Genomic DNA, 17,827 nt, shown 5'->3' with positions numbered 1-17,827 from the left:
ATCGCAGTTCAATATCCTAATCAGAAAATGAATTAGGTGTTCTAAATGAACCGCCCTGTGCGGAGCCGCATGCAGGGTGGTGTGGGGGCTGGAGGTTAGATACCTCCGGCTACCCGATTATATTTAATTTTGATTCAAATCTCTATATTTGGAGAAAAACTTACCTTTTTCGGTGAGCTTGAATTCGTTTTCATTATTTATAAGTCCATGTTTTCTGCAGAACTTATGTGATTCATTGCTATGATCGTAGCTGACTTTTGTCCCAAAAGAATTAAAACCATTAAGTGTTTCATTTAGATGTTCATATAATTTGTCTTTATCTAACAACTTTGAGCTCACCTCTGAAATCCACTTACTTTCTAAGCGCTCTGTATAGTTAGATATAGTTTCATCATTAGTATAGTGGTCTGTAGTGTGCATAATAATACCCAAAAACCACATTGATAAACCAAACAAACTAAATCGAATGAACGTTGGAACAAGTCCATCTGCCGAAGCTCTTGCCCATATAGATTGAATAACACCCTGGTCGGAGGAGAGCGGAATAGAGACTACTAAAGCAAGAAAGCAAAGTATAATAGCGAGTACATACCTTCGCTTTGTCTCGATTTTTTCAAGTTCTGAAGCTGAATTTTCAAAATGTTTGTACGCTGCAGAATTTCCTTCAACTATTGCATCTCGCTTCAATACTTCTAACCGTATTCTACCTTCGAACTTAACTGAGGTAGCCATACTCTTAGGCATCAAGTAAAAATCTATGAGCCACAATGTAAAAGGAATAAGCGCTCCATATAGGAATGAGAAGCCGAATATATAAGTCACCATATCGCTAAGTGCGAAGTTATTTTTGTACCACGAAAAGCCGACATCATATAAACTAACTTGATGAAAGATAGATAAAAACGCATCTGTATAAAGAAAAACTCCGGAGAGCAATAGAAACGTGTCAGAACTCGATAGTTTTTCGTGAAGTAAAATGGCTCTGTTAGCAGAACTTTCCATACGTGTAGGTAACTCCCTTTAAATATAACAGCTTATTCAATAGCAGCACGATAACGTTCCAGACTGCTCAATTCAAACTTCAAAGGTACCACCACTAAATCATTGTTGTAAATCGAATATTTTCCGTAAATACATAAACAATGCTCAAGATACCGTAGGAAAAAGAATGCGTCTTTGTTTAAGAGGTCTATACAACACTTTTCAATACTTCGCAGTAGATTGATATGTATAGTTTTTCCTAAATGTTACAAAATTATCGATGCGTAAAAAGCTCATTTTGCGCATCTTCTAATGCCAGAATTATCTCACTTTGAAGCAAATCAGTTATACCAGTGTCTACGAAAAGCCACGGGCAACCAGTCTTTTGGGTGGCAAGTAAAGCGCTCAAGAAAGATTAGAAAAAGTACGGAGCTTTTGATTGGAACTGAATAGTATCGTTGTTACCACTAGCTTGTAATGGGGCATAAATGAGTGTCGAAATCCAAGTAAAGCCAAATCGAAGAGATAAATAACCAAGTGTAGATACGGCTGCGGGCTTCGACTTCAGGGTGAGGTATCGCGAAGTGATACTCTTCGAACGAGAGGCTTGGACGCCGAACTGGCCGTTTAACAGGGAAGTTATTGGAAGTCGTAGAGCGTATAGGGATATATTTACAGCGTCTCGCAGAAGTGTCTGCACATACCCCGCTGGAGGCGATAAACAACCATGAAGGTACGACCTTCAATGATCAAACTCAATACCATCCAGCCTGAAGCTAAAATAAAAAATGTAACCACCTTCATTTGAAGGCTAACCAACTTTGGTGAAAAGCATCTTAGAACAATCGTTCTAGAGTGTAAGTTCAGCGGCTCGACTTACCCATGTCCGCATCCGCTGAAGCGCCTTGTTCCCTATTATCGCCTCCCTTAATTTTGCATCAGATACTTGGCCACGGCTTGATAGGCAGGCAACGAGGTTGGGTCAATCTTCGAGTTTGCAGCCGATGGAAAAGACGAGAATCGCACGATAACCATTTCAGCGGTTGGATCCACATAGATAGTCTGCCCATGTACGCCGCGCGCAGCGTAAGCACCATGCTCGTTATGCATGACCCACCACATGCTGTGATAGCTGCCGCCTTCGAGTGTTTTGTATCCGGCCTTCGCAAAAGCGTTCTTGTCGCCACCAGCTTGAATATTCTCCACAACCTCTTTTGGGAACAATCTTTGCCCATTGATCTCTCCGCTGTTCAGCATTAACTGACCGATTCGACCTAAGTCACGTAAGCCAGCGCTGAGTCCGCCGCCCGCGAAAGGGATCCCCTTGGCGTCTACAGTCATATAGCCATCCTGCTCTGCACCCATTTTTTGCCAGATCCGTTCAGACAACATACTCGCAATATCCTTTCCAGTGACTTTGGATATAATCCAGCCAAGTGCATCAGAGTTGACAGTTTTGTAACCGAAAGCCTCTCCGTGCTTGATATCGTCCTGTTTAAGGGTCTGCAGATACTCGAAATAACCATTGGGGCCTTTATAGCCCTTCTGTTTAGGTAAAGGGCTAGCTGCCTTTGAATAGACCCAGATATCCGCGTTTGGATCCGCATAGTCCTCACTGTATTTAAGTGATGTGGTCATATCCATGACTTGCCGCACGGTGGCATTACCAAACGCGCTGTCCTTAAGTTCAGGGATGATGGTTGCAACCTTGGCTGTTGGGTTGAGCCGCCCCTCAACGACAAGGATCTCAGCAAGCAGCCCTGTAAGGGACTTGGTCATCGACATGGCGGCATGCTTACCCGTGTCGTTGAGGCAGTCAGAATATGCTTCGTAAACGATCCGCCCCTTATGTAGGACAAGCATTCCATCGGTGTAATTTGCCGATAACGATTGCTTCCAAGTCATGGGTTTATTACTGCCTAGCGGATTGAACTTAACTGAGTCGATGCCGCTATCTAGGGCATAGGCCATCGGCACAGGCGCACCGATACCTCTGCTCACTTCTTTGGTGGGCATCAGTTCACGGATGTGACAAACGGTCCAACGCATCTTCGGAAAGCTAAAAAAATCAGACTCCGGCTGCATGATGAGCTTATCCTGAGGTGGCGGAAATCCCTGCATCCAACCGAGCTTAATGGGATTGGACTCGCTGTCACTCAGAGGAACCTGTGCCCCATCACTCGCCCAGATGTTCGAGACAAAGGTGGCGGCCAAAACAGAGAGTGTGAATACGATTTTAGTAGTTGAAGACGACATTGATAAATCCTCCTTTCCAGTCAGGGGCATTCCCTCCAGCGGCACTTATGATGCCCGCCCCTGGAATAGAGATGCTTAATCCTGCGGTTAGATAAATGTTAGGGGTGACGATGCGATTGTATTCGATGAAAACATCGTCCGAAAGATGGGCGTTGGTGACGCCTGAAACCACGGTCGATAATCCATCGGAAAAGTCTAGCCGGGTAGCCTGCCCGAACTGCAGTGGACTACGGAGTTCGTTCGCACGGACATGGGAATAACGTAAGGTAACCGTGTCACGCACCGTCGGCGTGACGCGAAGGCTGAGGTTATGCGATAGCACGTTCGAGTTAATAAATACCATCGCAGATTTTGACCCCGTCGCCCATGTACTTGGTGAGCCGTCATAATAGAGTGGGTCGAAGCGCTCGATTCGAGTGGTATCTGGGTCGTCGCCCGAAAAGGTCTGGAACGAGTAACCTAGGGTCGGTTGCCACGGTTGACTCGTGAAAGCGTACTCGAGTTTAACACGCCCGCCCCAGGCACGAAGGTCAATGCGGTCGTTCCACTCATAGGCGATGTCAAGTGCTAGGCTCAGGTTACTCAGGGCACCGCTAAGGCCGTCCATTTTTCCATAGAAGTTCAGGGCGTTCAACTTGGCCCGTGCGTCGGGAATGATAGTCGGGGCGCCTACTCCGCCTGGAGCAGCCTTCGGATAAGCGGCCTCGGACTTAAGAACGTGGATATACGTCAGTCCGCTATAGTCGCCATGCTTGCCGTCCCAGCGTAGGTCTACCCCATTGAGAAGATTCTTGGTGTCATTGGACGGCATCTCATTTGGTGCCATATAGAAGGCGGTGGTTTTGAAACCTCCCCCAGTGAGCTGCACGATAGCGGCTTTTTCCCAAGCTTCTCGGGGACCTAACTTAAGGGCGCCGCGCTCAAAGCCATCGGATCCACCATTAGCAATCAACATTCCCGTGCCAAGCTTGAGCACACGAGGTCCTAACGACACTTCGATATCCCAATCACCAGCAAATTTCGTCCGATAGCCGAGGTACACTTCCTCAGCGGTGACGCTACCTATGTTGCTTGCATCAAACGCGTCCGTCCCTGCGGTATATGAACCCACAGCTGAAACCTTGCCAAACCAAGCCGAGCCTGATGCCAAATGCCGCTCGAAACTGATCCCTGGCTCAGCGTAGAACTCCAGCCATTCCTTGTCTGCGTTAAACTCGGTGTTACCGGTCGCCGACTCGCCGAGATCCCAAAAAAGGTTGCGCTCTGCCACTGCGTTCACGCCAAGTTGAAAATGGCCACGCACGGTCCATGCTTTCGAGTCAATAAACAGCATTGGGTCGGATTCACTCAGCGTGGATCCCGTCGTTTCTGCTGCAGATGCAGGAAAGTTATGGGATATCATTCCTGCAGCGATAGCGAGGAGTAAAGCACGGCGAATCACAAAATTATTCTGACGAAAGCTTAAGGGAATGGCTCCTTCATTCAACCAATGCTGAGCGCGTTTAGTGCTGTACCAAGGCATTTGTGTCTCCTTACTTAAGCAGATATCTTATTTAGGCGAACGCCGTAATAAGCGGACAAGTAAAAGGCTAAGATTTGTAATAAAGCGAAGCCAACTACTTACGGGGCTGCTCTTAATGGCCTTGATACTTATTGAGTATCCTTTCTCTGGATAGTGTTTAATCGATGTAAAGTTGTTCCACATGCATATATTTATCATATTCACATCAAATTTACAGCATAAAAGACTTTTCACATCAGAAAGTTTTAGCAGGCAGATCAACCCTACATGAACTCGTTTAATGCTATTTAGAGGGCTAGGTATAGGGGGAATACATGCAGTGGTAATGTTGAGTAAGCTATTTGAATTTAAAATATGAATAAAGGTGACTATGATTTTTAATTCGATGCTGAGAGATGGCACCTTGGTGAATGAGTGTGAGAAGCGTCATAGTCTTAAATTTAACGATTGACAGCATCGTCTCTTGTTAAGAGTTTTTTTCACCGTTGTTAGTCCCTAGTTTAACAATGAAGCCAAAATAAAATGACACGCAAATGATTAATGATTGCCAAACAAGTGCAAAGTAATATTTTAAAGGATTGGAGGCCGCACTAACAAAACGTTCAGAGCCCATAGTGGTAGATTTATACCCTCCATTTATCAGCATATTAATAACTACAATTGTAAATACAACAAAAAAAAATCGAGCCACAAACCGCATTTTTGCATCTATTTTAATATGAAAATCCTTCCAGAGTAATGGTGATAACGATGAACAAATAACGCCCTGTTTATAGCCTTGTTAGATGAAATTTCAACAACATGATTCCTCTAGCGCTATTAAATACGCTGGACCAACTCTTAATAGTCTTTACATCATTCGTAGGAGGGTTATCACTTATAAAAATACGTGACCTTTCCACAAACACCTCGACCGCTTTAGAGTTGCCGGATAAGTAGCATGCAATAGTATTATTTACATAACTAACCAGCTCGTAATATTTTATGTTCCGCCTATAACACATTGGCGGAACGGTTTCTTCTTTGTTTAAGAGCTTATGATATTCGGAGTTTTCATTTTAGGGCCAACTCACGCGAAATCTAACATTTCAATATGCGGCCAGCGTGTTTTGCCAATACACATTCGGATAAAACTAATTTGTACTCTTATCTTGCCTGTTATCACAAAAGTACAAGAGCGCGTACTTTCATCCTACTAAACCTACAGAGCTTCCATTCGTAACTCAATAGTAAAGCGTGTATTCGTGTTGGAAACATAGGCTCAACTTTCTAACCGTCTGAATACGATTGTATATAAACATAGGTGAAGATAAGACCTTCAAACGCACCACTCATACCAAACCAGTCAGAAGCTAAATCGAAAATATATTCAGTCTTCATTCGAAAACTGATGAACTGTAAGGTTTTCAAGGCATAAAAAAACCACCCGAAGGTGGTTTTTTTATCTCTAATATCAACCATCATAGGTTCATGATGGCTAGCTATAAAGAGATTATGGCATCAACGCGTCTTGATCTGCGCCTTCTTTTTCTATCTCCATATTAGCCATCATAGGTTCATGATGGCTAATTATAAAGAGATTAAGGCATCAATGCATCTTGATCTGCGCCCTCTTTTTCTATCTCAACAGGCATCATGTGCTCGCGGTTAATACCAAGCTTAATCGCTAGGAAACTCGCCACGTAGATAGATGAGAAAGTACCGACAAATATCCCCATTAGCAATGCCGTAGCAAAACCGTGGATCATAGTGCCGCCCTTAAGGAATAACGCGACAACCACGACTAGCGTCGTTCCCGTCGTGATAATCGTACGACTCATGGTCTGAGTAATAGAAGTGTTCACAATCTCTTCAGGCGTGCTCTTACGCATCTTGAGGAAGTTCTCTCGAATACGGTCAAATACCACGATCGTATCGTTAAGAGAGTAACCTACCACCGTCAGCACGCCCGCCAGTACTGTTAGATCAAAATCTAACTGGAACAGAGAGAACACACCTAAGGTGATGATCACATCGTGAGCCAATGCCACAACAGAACCAACTGCTAAACGCCATTCGAATCTGAAAGAAACATAGATAAGAATACAGATAAGGGCCACTAACACCGCTAATCCGCCTTGCTCAGCCAGTTCTTTACCAATTTGAGGGCCAACAACTTCAACACGCTTTTGAATCACTTGTGGGTCGAGAGTTGTCGCAGCATCCATCACCTGAGCGACTTGGATATCTGTTGCGACTCCTTCCTTAACAGGAAGACGAACCAACACATCTCGGCTAGAACCAAAGTTCTGCACCACAGCGCCATCTGTTTCAACACTGGCTAAGTTAGTGCGCAATTGCTCTAAATTAATCGGTGATGAAAACTCAAGTTCAACAACGGTACCACCGGTAAAATCCAGTCCCCAATTGATCCCTTTTGTGGCTAATGAGGTCAATGAACCCAATACTAATACCAACGAAATCATACTGATCGGCACTGCATGGCGAAGGAAGTTGATCGTGCCTTTTATTGATAAAATCTGATACATAATCAAGCCTCCTTATATGGATAGTTTCTTAACGCGTTTACCACCCCAAATAGCGTTAACTATTGAGCGGGTTCCCACGATAGAGGTAAACATAGACGTTGCGATACCGATCATCAGTGTCACAGCGAAGCCTTTCACCGCACCAGTACCAACAGCAAACAGAATAAGCGCTGTCATAAAGGTGGTGATGTTGGCATCAGCAATGGTTGAAAACGCATTACCGTAACCTTCATGAATCGCTTGCTGTACGCTACGACCGTTACGTAACTCTTCACGAATACGTTCGTAAATCAGAACGTTACCATCAACAGCCATACCAACGGTTAATACCATACCTGCAATACCCGGCAGAGTAAGAACAGCGCCAGGGATCATCGACATCACGCCAACAACCATCACAAGGTTAGCCGTTAGCGCTAAGTTAGCGATAAGACCAAAACCACGGTAGTAAACCAGCATGAAAATCAGTACGACAGCCATACCCCAGATCATCGCCTGAACACCGTTTTGGATGTTCTCTGCACCTAGGCTTGGACCAATCGTACGCTCTTCTACAATCGTCACTGGCGCAATCAAGGCACCGGCACGCAGTAGTAGGGCTAAATTTTGTGCTTCAGCATGCTCAAGACCTGTGATAACAAAATTACGACCAAGACGAGCTTGAATTGTCGCAACTGAGATGACCTCTTCGATCTTCTGCATCTTGATGCTGCCATCAGGATTCTTATCACCGTTATCTTTGTACTCAATGAATAGGGTCGCCATTGGTTTACCAATGTTGTCCTTAGTCACATTTGAAAAGATAGATCCGCCTTTTGAATCTAAGTTAATGCTTACTTGAGGACGACTGTATTCATCAAAGCTTGGTTGCGCACCTTGAATATGATCACCGGTCAGCATAACTGCTTTTTGCAATACGACTTGACCACCATTTCGGCGTTCATAGACTTTAGAGCTCGGAGAGATTCGTCCACTTGCTGCGGCTGCAGCATCGGCTTTCTCATCAACCATATGGAACTCGATTGACGCCGTTGCACCTAAAATGTCTTTAGCACGAGCAGTGTCTTGAACACCAGGAAGCTCAACGATAATACGTTCTGCACCTTGACGTTGTACCACAGGCTCTGCCACACCCAACTCATTCACACGATTACGGATCGTTGTGATGTTTTGCTGCAGTGCTTCCTCTTTCACTTGCTTAACATACGCTTCGCTAAGATTCGCCCGAAGTGCATAGTTGTCGCCTGATGAAATATCATCAAACACCATGTCATTACCACGGGTTTTTAGAAAACGTTCAGCTTTGCCTAAGTTTTCTGCGTCACGAAACTTAATTTCAATCCCTCTAGGTGTATCGCGAATCCCCGCATAACGAATTTTTTCGCCACGTAGATCGGTTCTAAAGTCTGACATTTTAGCTTCTGTCATCTTTCGAATTGCTTCGCCCATGTCCACTTCCATCAGGAAATGCACACCACCACGTAGATCCAAACCTAACTTCATTGGGCTGCCACCCATTGACTCAAGCCAATCTGGTGTAGCTGGAGCCAAGTTCAAGGCGACGATGTATTTATCACCTAGCGATTCGACAATTGCTTCTTTTGCTAACAGTTGTTGTTCGCCATTACCTACTCGAACTAATAACTGACCATTTTCAAGCTCAGAGCGTTTTACCGTGATATTCTTGCTTGCAAGCAGCTCATCTACGGTCGACTGAGTCGTTGCCGTAACCTCTGCACCTCGGGTTGCCACAACTTGCACGGCATAATCTTCCCCGAAGAGGTTTGGAATCGCATAGAAAAAACCCACAGCGATGACAATCATCACCATAAAGTTTTTCCACATTGGATATTTATTTAACACACCATCGCCCTCTTAGCTTAAAGTGACTTAATAGAGCCTTTAGGCAATACGGCCGCTATGTAATCCTTCTTGATTGTGATTTCTGTTGCATCATTAATTGACAATAACACATAGTCGTTTTCGTCATTAATTTTTGCAATCTTACCTAAAATACCACCACTAGTGAGGACTTCATCACCTTTGCTCAATGAACTCATTAAGCTTTTATGCTCTTTAACACGCTTAGATTGTGGACGGAAAATCATGAAGTAAAAAATCAGGCCGAATATAACCAGCATGAAAACAAGTTCCATGGTGCCACCGGCGCCTGAAACTGCCGTGTCGGCAGCGTGAGCATTTGATATAAACATAGTATTATCTTCTTATATTTAAGTGTAAAAATTAAACGATTAATTCTGGAACTTCAGGGACTTCGCGACCTTGACTGGTATAGAACTCCTCAACAAAGGCCTCTAATGTACCTGTCTCGATAGCGCCGCGCAAACCTTCCATCAATCTTTGGTAGTACCTAAGGTTGTGAATGGTGTTTAAACGAGCACCCAAAATTTCATTACAACGATCTAAGTGGTACAAATACGCCCGTGAATAGTTCTTACAGGTATAACAGTCACACTTATCATCGAGTGTTGCTGTATCATCACGATGACGTGCATTACGTATCTTGATAACACCTTCACTGGTAAACAGATGACCATTTCGAGCATTACGAGTTGGCATAACACAATCAAACATGTCAACACCACGTCGAACGCCTTCAACTAAATCTTCCGGCTTACCAACCCCCATCAAGTATCTTGGTTTGTCATTTGGGATCTGTGGGCAAACATGCTCAAGAATACGATGCATGTCTTCTTTAGGCTCACCTACCGCCAAACCGCCAACGGCATAACCGTCGAAACCAATATTGACTAAGCCGTTAAGGCTTTCATCACGCAGGTCTTCATACACGCCACCTTGAATAATACCAAACAGCGAGTTTGGATTTTCAAGTCTATCGAACTCGTCACGTGAACGTTGAGCCCAACGCAATGACATCTGCATTGATTTACGCGCTTCATCTTCTGTCGCAGGATAAGGCGTACATTCGTCAAAAATCATCACCACATCACTGCCCAATGAGTTTTGGATCTGGATAGATTTTTCAGGATCTAGGAAGATTTTCTCACCATTGATCGGCGAACGGAAATGAACACCCGCTTCAGTGATTTTACGGATATCGCCTAAGCTGAATACCTGAAACCCGCCTGAATCGGTAAGAATAGGACGCTGCCAATTCATAAAGTCATGCAGATCGCCATGCTTACGCATGATCTCTTCGCCTGGGCGAAGCCATAAATGGAAAGTATTACCCAGTAGGATATCGGCGCCGGTTTCACGCACTTCTTCTGGCGTCATCCCTTTCACGGTACCGTAAGTACCAACAGGCATGAATGCAGGAGTCTCGACCGTACCACGGTCAAATATCAAACGTCCGCGACGTGCGCGTCCATCAGTTGTATCTAATTCAAATTTCATTTTATATCCTCGCCAGAAAAACAGTCTGACATAAACTCGTATTTAATACCGAGCCGAAGTAAACATAAGAGATAAGGGCAAACTATTGAGGATCAACCCTTAATCCTAAAAAGGCAGTTAAAAAAAACCCACCGCTTTAAGTGGGTGGGTATTTTAAACCAAATTTCAGTATTAGTTCGCTTTTTTAGTCACAAACATGGCATCACCATAGCTAAAGAAGCGGTATTTTTGAGCAATCGCATGCTGATAGGCGTTTTTTACCTCATCAAAACCAGCAAAAGCACTCAGCAACATGATCAAGGTTGATTCAGGAAGGTGGAAATTGGTCACCATGGCATCAACTACTTGAAACTGATAACCGGGGTAGATAAAGATATCAGTATCACCGCAAAATGCTTGCAGCTCTGCTTCACTTGCTCTAGCTGCACTCTCTAACGAGCGAACAGATGTAGTACCGACAGCAATCACTCTGCCACCAGCAGCTTTAGTATTGGCGACTTTATCGACAACCTCTTGAGAAACCTCTGCCCACTCTGAATGCATCTTATGATCAAGGATGTCATCGACTTTAACTGGCTGAAAAGTTCCCGCGCCCACATGCAAAGTGACAAACGCAGTATCAACACCTTTCTCTTTTAATTTCAGTAGCAATTCATCATCAAAATGCAACCCTGCCGTTGGTGCAGCAACCGCACCTGGCGTGTTGTTATAAACGGTTTGATAACGTTCTTTATCTGCGTCTTCATCGGGGCGGTCGATATAAGGAGGAAGAGGCATATGACCCACCTCTTCTAAGACTTCAAGAATGCTCTTGTCATCGTTAAGCTCAAGTTCAAACAGAGCGTCATGACGAGCAAGCATGGTCATTTGGTAGCCGCCATCTAAACAAATCTTTGAATCTACTTTAGGTGACTTTGAGCTTCTGACATGGGCCAAGATGCGTTTATCGTCAAGCATGCGCTCAACAAGCACTTCAAGCTTACCGCCAGTTTCTTTTTGACCGAAGAGTCGGGCTGGGATCACGCGCGTGTTATTAAACACCATTAGATCACCGGGGTTAACCATATCTAGAATATCGGTGAACTGTTGATCACCTAACTGGCCACTGTTACCTTCTAAAGAGAGTAAGCGAGACGACGTTCGTTCAGCCATAGGATAGCGAGCGATCAGCTCATCGGGAAGTTCAAAAGAAAAATCGGTAACGCGCATGGTTAGTCTCTGCTTTAACATAAATCGGGCGCTAGTTTATTGGCAGAGCAGCATAAGATCAACAATCAGTGAGCGGTTTTATCCTCTTCAGTGCCATTATTGGATTTTATATCGACATTTCCCCTTCGATAACGATGCTATTCGAAAGAAAGATAATCTCTACACACTTACCTTAAGCGCCTTTCTTGAGACAAACTCATCATCCTTGAACTTATAAAGTGATATTGGATAAGAAAATAACCTTGAGGGGACAATCCTTGAGAAAGAACAAAGCCAGCATTTAAATCTATTCAGGCCTATCTTAGCATCTGCGCGCATGATACCGTGAAATTCGCGTTTTCAACTTAGAACATCTACAGAACAGCTATGAACTTTCTTGCACACCTTCACCTAGCCGATAACTGTAATACCAGCCTAGCGGCCAATTTAGCGGGAGATTTCGCTAAAGGAAATATTGCCGATCATCCTAAGCATCTGCAACAAGGGATTTGGTTACACAGACAGATAGACCAGCTAACCGATAGCCATGAAATAACCAAAGAGCTGCTAACTAAATTTCCAACGTCACTGAGACGAGCGGCGCCCATCTTAATCGATCTCGCATTCGATCATATGTTAGCCAAGTACTGGGATGAGTATCACAACGACAGTTTGCAGGTGTTTTCAACTTACGCATACGATCAAATAGAAGCGTGCGAACAACTGCCAGAAGCTTTACAGCAGATCGCACCTAAAATCCGCAGTGAGAATTGGCTGACGGCCTATCAACATCGACAAGGCCTCAATAAAACCATTGAGTCTGTCGCTAACAGAGTTTCGAAACCTGAGATATTTAACGGAGCGACGAAAGCCGTCGAAACCTTAGATATTGAAGTAGAGATAGCCTTTAGAACCTTTTACCCTCAACTGATGGCATACAGCCGGATCTGGGCAAGACAGACACCAGCAGAATACCTCACTGTAGAATAAAGAATAAAATATGAGCCTAACCATTGGCTAGGTTCATATTTCACAGCAAGCTGAATACCATCTCTATTGATTAAACATTCTATCTGGATGCACGACAGTGCTTCGATAACCCGGCTCATGTTTGGTTAAGGTTTTCACCTTAATCTCCACCTTTACCTCGTTCGTCTCAGGGTCGACTTCCGTTATCCAGTGCTCTGGGGCTTTATCCCCTTCTAGCAACCCTGCGGATGCGGATGCCATAAACATGGTTTGATGATCGCTTTGCCACTGAGTGATTGATGTAATAGGACTGTACCATTCATAACCACGTGCTTTGCCATACTCCCAAACCTGCTCTACTGTCATCCTGTTCATATCAACTCGATATTCAACCCCACGAGAGTATTTATCATTGGCAAAGAAAGGCTGTTTGAGCCCACGACCATCACCATTATCAAATACCGTCACCGTGCCGCGCTCGTTAACAGGCCAAGCAGTGTGTTGAGTCCAGCTCCAATCAAACTCTCCTTCACAGCCACTGTCATCGCAACTGAGCGCTAAACCTTGCTTATCTACTGGAGTTAACACTTTGCTCGCCAACTCCCCTTCCCAACCTGCTGGCGTACCTAAAATCCATTTAACCTCGTTATCCCGCCCGACTTTTATCACTGCTGATTGATGGCGGCTACTGATGATGATGCTGTCGTCGTTGCTGTCATAGCCAATAGAGTTAATATGGAGCCAGTTTCGGCCCGTTCCCACACCTGCGACATCACCAAAGGGCTCATTAGCCAGCTGCCCTACGCTCTTGGTTTTCCCAGCTTGACTCACATCAACATTAAGACACACAGCTCCCATATCAAGCGACTTAAGTACCATGTCCCGCAAAGGATTTAATATTTGATTAAAATCCCACACCTTAACGACATCGCCATTGGCATCGACCTCGATCACATGGTCTCTAACCGTATCAACCTTAAGCCCGTCTCGTGTTACATAATCCCGTTTGCCCACGCGCAACAAAAGGTGGCCATTAGGCATTTCAGTAATTTCGTGTGAAAAACCAATGAAGCCACGAGGTAAAGCCCGTTTTAATATTGGCTTACCAATAAAGTCATATTTAGCGTAATAAGCAGCATTAAAACCTGGGTGTTGCTCAAACATCAATCCCTGACCAAATATCAACTTGCCATCTGATGTTTGCTTAAATGACATAGAGCCACCTGGCCTGTCATAAATAACACTGGCATCAATGTGCCATCGCACATCACCATTGGTGTCGATGATATTTTGAGTTGGATGCCAGTCCCAGTGATCCCGCACGTTTGGTGGAATGACCTGACCATCAACCAGATAGAATCGGTCTTCAAACCCCTGTTTTGCGGTGACAACTTCATACTCATATTGGCTGCGGTCCTGCCCATCTATGTGTATTTGAGGTAACGCACTGGTTCTGATCCTATAGGTTTCCTCAACATGCTTCCCAGCATGCGTATATTCGACATCGACAGTGTTTAATGTATCAGGGTAAAGCCCAAAAATCGGAATACCATCATGGGTATTCAATTGAGTCTGCCCCACTTGATAAGTGATATCGATCCCTTTATCGCCCTTCCCCTTGACCACAACCGCCACATCGGAGATCTGCTTCCCCCCCAGATCAATCAAGGCAACCAAAGGGCTAAATTTATAAGGGTCGACATACACAAACCCTAATTGACCCTGAGCAACCGCAGATGAAGAGGTCCCTGGAAGATCACCACCTGCAAAAGCGGGTTGGGAAACACTCGATAACATGGCGCCTGAAGCAAGCAAAATACAGATAGCTAAGCGTTTTACATTCATTAAGCTTTCCAAAATAATAAACAGAGTCGGTGCATTAGCAGAAGTCAGTCTTGCTAAGATTTGCGATGGAAAATACCAGTTCACTACGTTTAGTGCTTATAGCAAACTCACAAAAAATGATCCTCAAAGATAAAAGCTGAAGTAAGTGTGATTTCCCGCACCTATTCCAGCTTAAATATCCGATAAACGGACGTTATTATGGATATTAATCAACACTCATATTTGCTAGTATCGCCTCGCAACAGGAGAACTCATGCAGATATTCACTTATACCCCACCCTCAATACCTTGGTTAGATATTCGATATCAAGACCGAGACATGATTGTTATTAATAAACCTTCGGGCTTGCTTTCAAATCCAGGTCGGGCTGAAAATACATTCGATTGTGCATTAACCCGTTTATTGCAGCGTTACCCTGAAGCGATCTTGGTTCATCGTTTAGATTGTGCCACCTCCGGCATCATGGTATTTGCACTCAATAAAAAAGCTGAATCAAATATAAAAACACAATTTCAAAATAGATTGAGTAAAAAGACCTATATTGCCGAGGTACAAGGAAAGTTAAAAACCGAGGAAGGGGTCATTGAATTAGCCATGAAGGCCGATAGTGAACGCCCTCCTTTACAAAAAATAGCGCAAGATGGCAAACCATCTAAAACCTATTTCAAAGTGCTAGAGCATCGAGAGAATAGCACTTTAGTTGAGCTAAATCCGGTCACGGGACGAACTCATCAACTCAGATTGCATATGCTAGCAATAGGGCATCCTATTTTAGGGGATGATTTTTATGGCGATGAGGAATTGATAGAAGCGTCTCACAGACTTTGTCTGCATGCGATGTCACTGAGTATCACTCATCCCTATTCAGGGAAAAGCTTAACCTTTACCAGTAAACACCCTTTTACTGATTAGTAAATCTGTAATCGCTAGAGTGTTTAAAATCAATACTCTAGCGATTAACTTTATTAAACCGATTTAGCCGTATAAAAACAGCTGGAGGAATCACAAAACTGCAGGTTTTTTCCATCCGACAAAAGAAAATACTCACCAAAGATATTGCCACCGATATCCTCAAGTTTTAACCCTTCAGTGGTCGATGTTGTTTGAACCTCATCTAAACTGTGACATCCATCGTTGTACCAGGTTTCCAGAAAAATCTTATCGTCTTCTCGATAGAGCGTGATTTTATCTTCAACACCGTTACGTTCATCAACCCAACGACCGACAATATCACGTTTTTCAGCCTCATTAGCCTGCCAACCTAGGCGTTGTCTTTTCTCGACAACTGACATTTTAATCACTTTGAGTAATTCACTATTCTGGACTTTAAAACTTGATTCCGATTTGACTGCAGTCGCTGACACCATTGTTGTTTCACCCCATTGACGCCACAAATGCTAATCACTTGTAACGCTTACGTCTTATAGGAAAATAAAGAATTGAATAAACTTAATGTAATAAAGTGTATCGCAAAAGTAAAAGAAAACCGCGAACTAAATCACTTTATATGCATTATTTTGAATAACACAAACCAAATGACCTAACCCATCGGATGAGTAGAAAATGCTCAAACTCAAGTGCTAAAATTTGATATAACTGATATTGGTAAAATAATAATCATAAAGCAGCTAACTATTATCATTTTTGTTAATTAAATTAGTCAAAATTAACAACTACTTGTTCCCTAGGAAGACTATGAAAAACTATAATCGCCGCACTTTTTTAAAAGCTGCCGGTATAACAACAGCCAGTCTTGTCACTGCAGGTTTAGCCCTCCCTACATCAGCAAAAACAGTTAAAATGCCACCAAAACCTCATCTTGGTAAAAGTGTCATGGGGCTGGTATCTCCAAAGTTAGACATTGTTAGAGTCGGTTTTATCGGTGTCGGCCAACGTGGATATGGGCATGTGAAGCACTTCTGCCACCTTGATGGCGTCGAAATCAAGGCCATCTGTGATACGCATCAAACGGTACTAGACAGAGCAATCGAATTTGTCGTTGAGCAAGATTTACCTAAACCCACCGCATATACAGGCAGTGAACATGCCTACCAAGAGATGCTTAAGCGTGATGACATCGATATCGTTATTATCTCAACGCCTTGGGAATGGCATGCACCGATGGGCATTGATACCATGGAAAATGGTAAGCATGCCTTCGTTGAAGTGCCTTTAGCCATGAGTGTCGAAGAGTGCTGGCAAATCGTCGACACTGCCGAGCGAACTCAAAAAAATTGCATGATGATGGAAAACGTCAATTACGGCCGTGATGAACTGATGGTATTAAACATGGTTCGCCAAGGTGTGTTCGGTGATCTGCTGCACGGTGAAGCTGCCTATATCCACGAACTGCGTTGGCAGATGAAAGAGCTTGATCATAAAACAGGCTCATGGCGCACCCATTGGCACACTAAACGTAACGGTAACTTATATCCGACACACGGCTTAGGTCCTGTGTCCCAGTATATGAACATCAATCGCGGCGATCGTTTCGATTACCTCACCTCAATGAGTTCTCCCGCGCTTGGGCGGGCACTGTATGCTCAACGTGAATTTCCGGCTGATCATGAACGTAATCAACTTGAATTTGTTAATGGTGATATGAATACCAGTTTAATTAAAACGGTAAAAGGTCGCACTATCATGGTTCAGCATGATACGACGACACCTAGACCCTACAGCCGCCATAACTTAATTCAAGGAACAAACGGCGTGTTTGCAGGCTTTCCCAATAGAATAGCCTTAGAACAATCACCCTTTAACCAAGGTGAGCAAGCCAGTGCTGAAAGCTTCCATCGCTGGGACATGGACATGACGAGATGGTACGACAAATATGATCATCCGCTTTGGCAGCAGATGGGCCAAGAAGCGGAGAGAAATGGCGGTCATGGTGGCATGGACTTTTTAATGTTATGGCGCATGGTTTACTGCTTACGCAATGGTGAAGCATTAGATCAAGATGTATATGATGGAGCAGCTTGGTCTGTGGTCAATATTTTAAGCGAAGAGTCCGTCAATAACCGAAGCAACTCTGTCACTTTCCCTGATTTTACCCGCGGCGCCTGGAAGACAGGTAAGCCACTAGGGATCGTTGGGGCTTAATTCCCTTGGACATGACGGGATAAAAAAATGCCTAGCACTTTTCAGTGTTAGGCATTT

The 17,827-nt window shown here is 44.0% G+C and carries 13 protein-coding genes; 3 read left to right on the top strand and 10 right to left on the bottom strand.

The window, feature by feature from the left end:
* Nucleotides 1-123: 123 nt before the first annotated feature.
* The 8 genes from FN961_RS23315 to queA all read right to left on the bottom strand — a co-directional run bounded on the left by FN961_RS23315 (nucleotide 124) and on the right by queA (nucleotide 11,874).
* Nucleotides 124-1,002 (bottom strand): hypothetical protein, encoded by an 879-nt coding sequence (locus FN961_RS23315; protein WP_144042546.1) that lies wholly within the window; start codon nucleotides 1,000-1,002, stop codon nucleotides 124-126.
* A gap of 906 nt (nucleotides 1,003-1,908) precedes the next feature.
* Nucleotides 1,909-3,237, bottom strand: a complete 1,329-nt coding sequence (locus FN961_RS23310) for a serine hydrolase domain-containing protein (RefSeq protein WP_144042545.1) — start codon at nucleotides 3,235-3,237, stop codon at nucleotides 1,909-1,911.
* Nucleotides 3,218-4,759, bottom strand: a complete 1,542-nt coding sequence (locus FN961_RS23305; RefSeq protein WP_221936143.1) for an alginate export family protein — start codon at nucleotides 4,757-4,759, stop codon at nucleotides 3,218-3,220. The genes FN961_RS23310 and FN961_RS23305 overlap by 20 nt, the downstream gene beginning before the upstream one ends.
* A gap of 1,580 nt (nucleotides 4,760-6,339) precedes the next feature.
* The gene (secF, locus tag FN961_RS23300; protein WP_144042544.1) at nucleotides 6,340-7,287 is read right to left on the bottom strand and encodes a protein translocase subunit SecF; all 948 of its coding nucleotides are present in this window, start codon (nucleotides 7,285-7,287) and stop codon (nucleotides 6,340-6,342) included.
* 12 nt (nucleotides 7,288-7,299) lie between these two features.
* Nucleotides 7,300-9,150, bottom strand: a complete 1,851-nt coding sequence (gene secD / locus FN961_RS23295) for a protein translocase subunit SecD (protein ID WP_144042543.1) — start codon at nucleotides 9,148-9,150, stop codon at nucleotides 7,300-7,302.
* A 17-nt stretch (nucleotides 9,151-9,167) separates the two neighbouring features.
* On the bottom strand, nucleotides 9,168-9,500 hold the full coding sequence (gene yajC, locus FN961_RS23290) for a preprotein translocase subunit YajC (protein WP_144042542.1): 333 nt from the start codon (nucleotides 9,498-9,500) through the stop codon (nucleotides 9,168-9,170).
* Between the two features lie 31 nt (nucleotides 9,501-9,531).
* Entirely contained in the window at nucleotides 9,532-10,665 is a 1,134-nt protein-coding gene (gene tgt, locus FN961_RS23285) for a tRNA guanosine(34) transglycosylase Tgt (protein ID WP_144042541.1), read from the bottom strand.
* A gap of 171 nt (nucleotides 10,666-10,836) precedes the next feature.
* Nucleotides 10,837-11,874: a tRNA preQ1(34) S-adenosylmethionine ribosyltransferase-isomerase QueA gene (queA, locus tag FN961_RS23280; protein WP_144042548.1), complete on the bottom strand. Its 1,038-nt coding sequence runs from the start codon at nucleotides 11,872-11,874 to the stop codon at nucleotides 10,837-10,839.
* A gap of 366 nt (nucleotides 11,875-12,240) precedes the next feature.
* Here queA and FN961_RS23275 point away from each other — a divergent pair, with 366 nt between their 5' ends.
* Nucleotides 12,241-12,843, top strand: coding sequence for an acyl carrier protein phosphodiesterase (locus FN961_RS23275; protein ID WP_144042540.1), 603 nt, complete (start codon nucleotides 12,241-12,243; stop codon nucleotides 12,841-12,843).
* A gap of 63 nt (nucleotides 12,844-12,906) precedes the next feature.
* On the opposite strand, the gene FN961_RS23270 is transcribed toward FN961_RS23275, so the two are convergent.
* Entirely contained in the window at nucleotides 12,907-14,667 is a 1,761-nt protein-coding gene (locus FN961_RS23270) for an aryl-sulfate sulfotransferase (protein WP_144042539.1), read from the bottom strand.
* A 253-nt stretch (nucleotides 14,668-14,920) separates the two neighbouring features.
* Here FN961_RS23270 and FN961_RS23265 point away from each other — a divergent pair, with 253 nt between their 5' ends.
* Nucleotides 14,921-15,580, top strand: coding sequence for an RluA family pseudouridine synthase (locus tag FN961_RS23265; protein WP_144042538.1), 660 nt, complete (start codon nucleotides 14,921-14,923; stop codon nucleotides 15,578-15,580).
* Between the two features lie 53 nt (nucleotides 15,581-15,633).
* On the opposite strand, the gene FN961_RS23260 is transcribed toward FN961_RS23265, so the two are convergent.
* Complete coding sequence (locus FN961_RS23260; RefSeq protein ID WP_144042537.1) at nucleotides 15,634-16,035, bottom strand: hypothetical protein; 402 nt, start codon at nucleotides 16,033-16,035, stop codon at nucleotides 15,634-15,636.
* A gap of 328 nt (nucleotides 16,036-16,363) precedes the next feature.
* On the opposite strand from FN961_RS23260, the gene FN961_RS23255 reads away from it, so the two are divergent.
* Nucleotides 16,364-17,770: a Gfo/Idh/MocA family oxidoreductase gene (locus FN961_RS23255; RefSeq protein ID WP_144042536.1), complete on the top strand. Its 1,407-nt coding sequence runs from the start codon at nucleotides 16,364-16,366 to the stop codon at nucleotides 17,768-17,770.
* Nucleotides 17,771-17,827 lie beyond the last annotated feature (57 nt).

This window comes from Shewanella hanedai (assembly GCF_007197645.1).
Taxonomy (GTDB): Bacteria; Pseudomonadota; Gammaproteobacteria; order Enterobacterales; family Shewanellaceae; genus Shewanella; species Shewanella hanedai.
The sequence above is the reverse complement of the archived record's forward strand: the minus strand, read 5'-3'. Positions and strand labels throughout refer to the sequence as shown.

Bases quoted from the DNA above. Each gene is read 5' to 3' on its own strand.
- FN961_RS23310 (WP_144042545.1), bottom strand. From the start codon at position 3,237: ATGTCGTCTTCAACTACTAAAATCGTATTCACACTCTCTGTTTTGGCC.
- tgt (WP_144042541.1), bottom strand. From the start codon at position 10,665: ATGAAATTTGAATTAGATACAACTGATGGACGCGCACGTCGCGGACGT.
- FN961_RS23315 (WP_144042546.1), bottom strand. From the start codon at position 1,002: ATGGAAAGTTCTGCTAACAGAGCCATTTTACTTCACGAAAAACTATCG.
- secF (WP_144042544.1), bottom strand. From the start codon at position 7,287: ATGTATCAGATTTTATCAATAAAAGGCACGATCAACTTCCTTCGCCAT.
- FN961_RS23260 (WP_144042537.1), bottom strand. From the start codon at position 16,035: ATGGTGTCAGCGACTGCAGTCAAATCGGAATCAAGTTTTAAAGTCCAG.
- FN961_RS23305 (WP_221936143.1), bottom strand. From the start codon at position 4,759: ATGCCTTGGTACAGCACTAAACGCGCTCAGCATTGGTTGAATGAAGGA.
- queA (WP_144042548.1), bottom strand. From the start codon at position 11,874: ATGCGCGTTACCGATTTTTCTTTTGAACTTCCCGATGAGCTGATCGCT.
- FN961_RS23270 (WP_144042539.1), bottom strand. From the start codon at position 14,667: ATGAATGTAAAACGCTTAGCTATCTGTATTTTGCTTGCTTCAGGCGCC.
- FN961_RS23265 (WP_144042538.1), top strand. From the start codon at position 14,921: ATGCAGATATTCACTTATACCCCACCCTCAATACCTTGGTTAGATATT.
- yajC (WP_144042542.1), bottom strand. From the start codon at position 9,500: ATGTTTATATCAAATGCTCACGCTGCCGACACGGCAGTTTCAGGCGCC.
- FN961_RS23255 (WP_144042536.1), top strand. From the start codon at position 16,364: ATGAAAAACTATAATCGCCGCACTTTTTTAAAAGCTGCCGGTATAACA.
- FN961_RS23275 (WP_144042540.1), top strand. From the start codon at position 12,241: ATGAACTTTCTTGCACACCTTCACCTAGCCGATAACTGTAATACCAGC.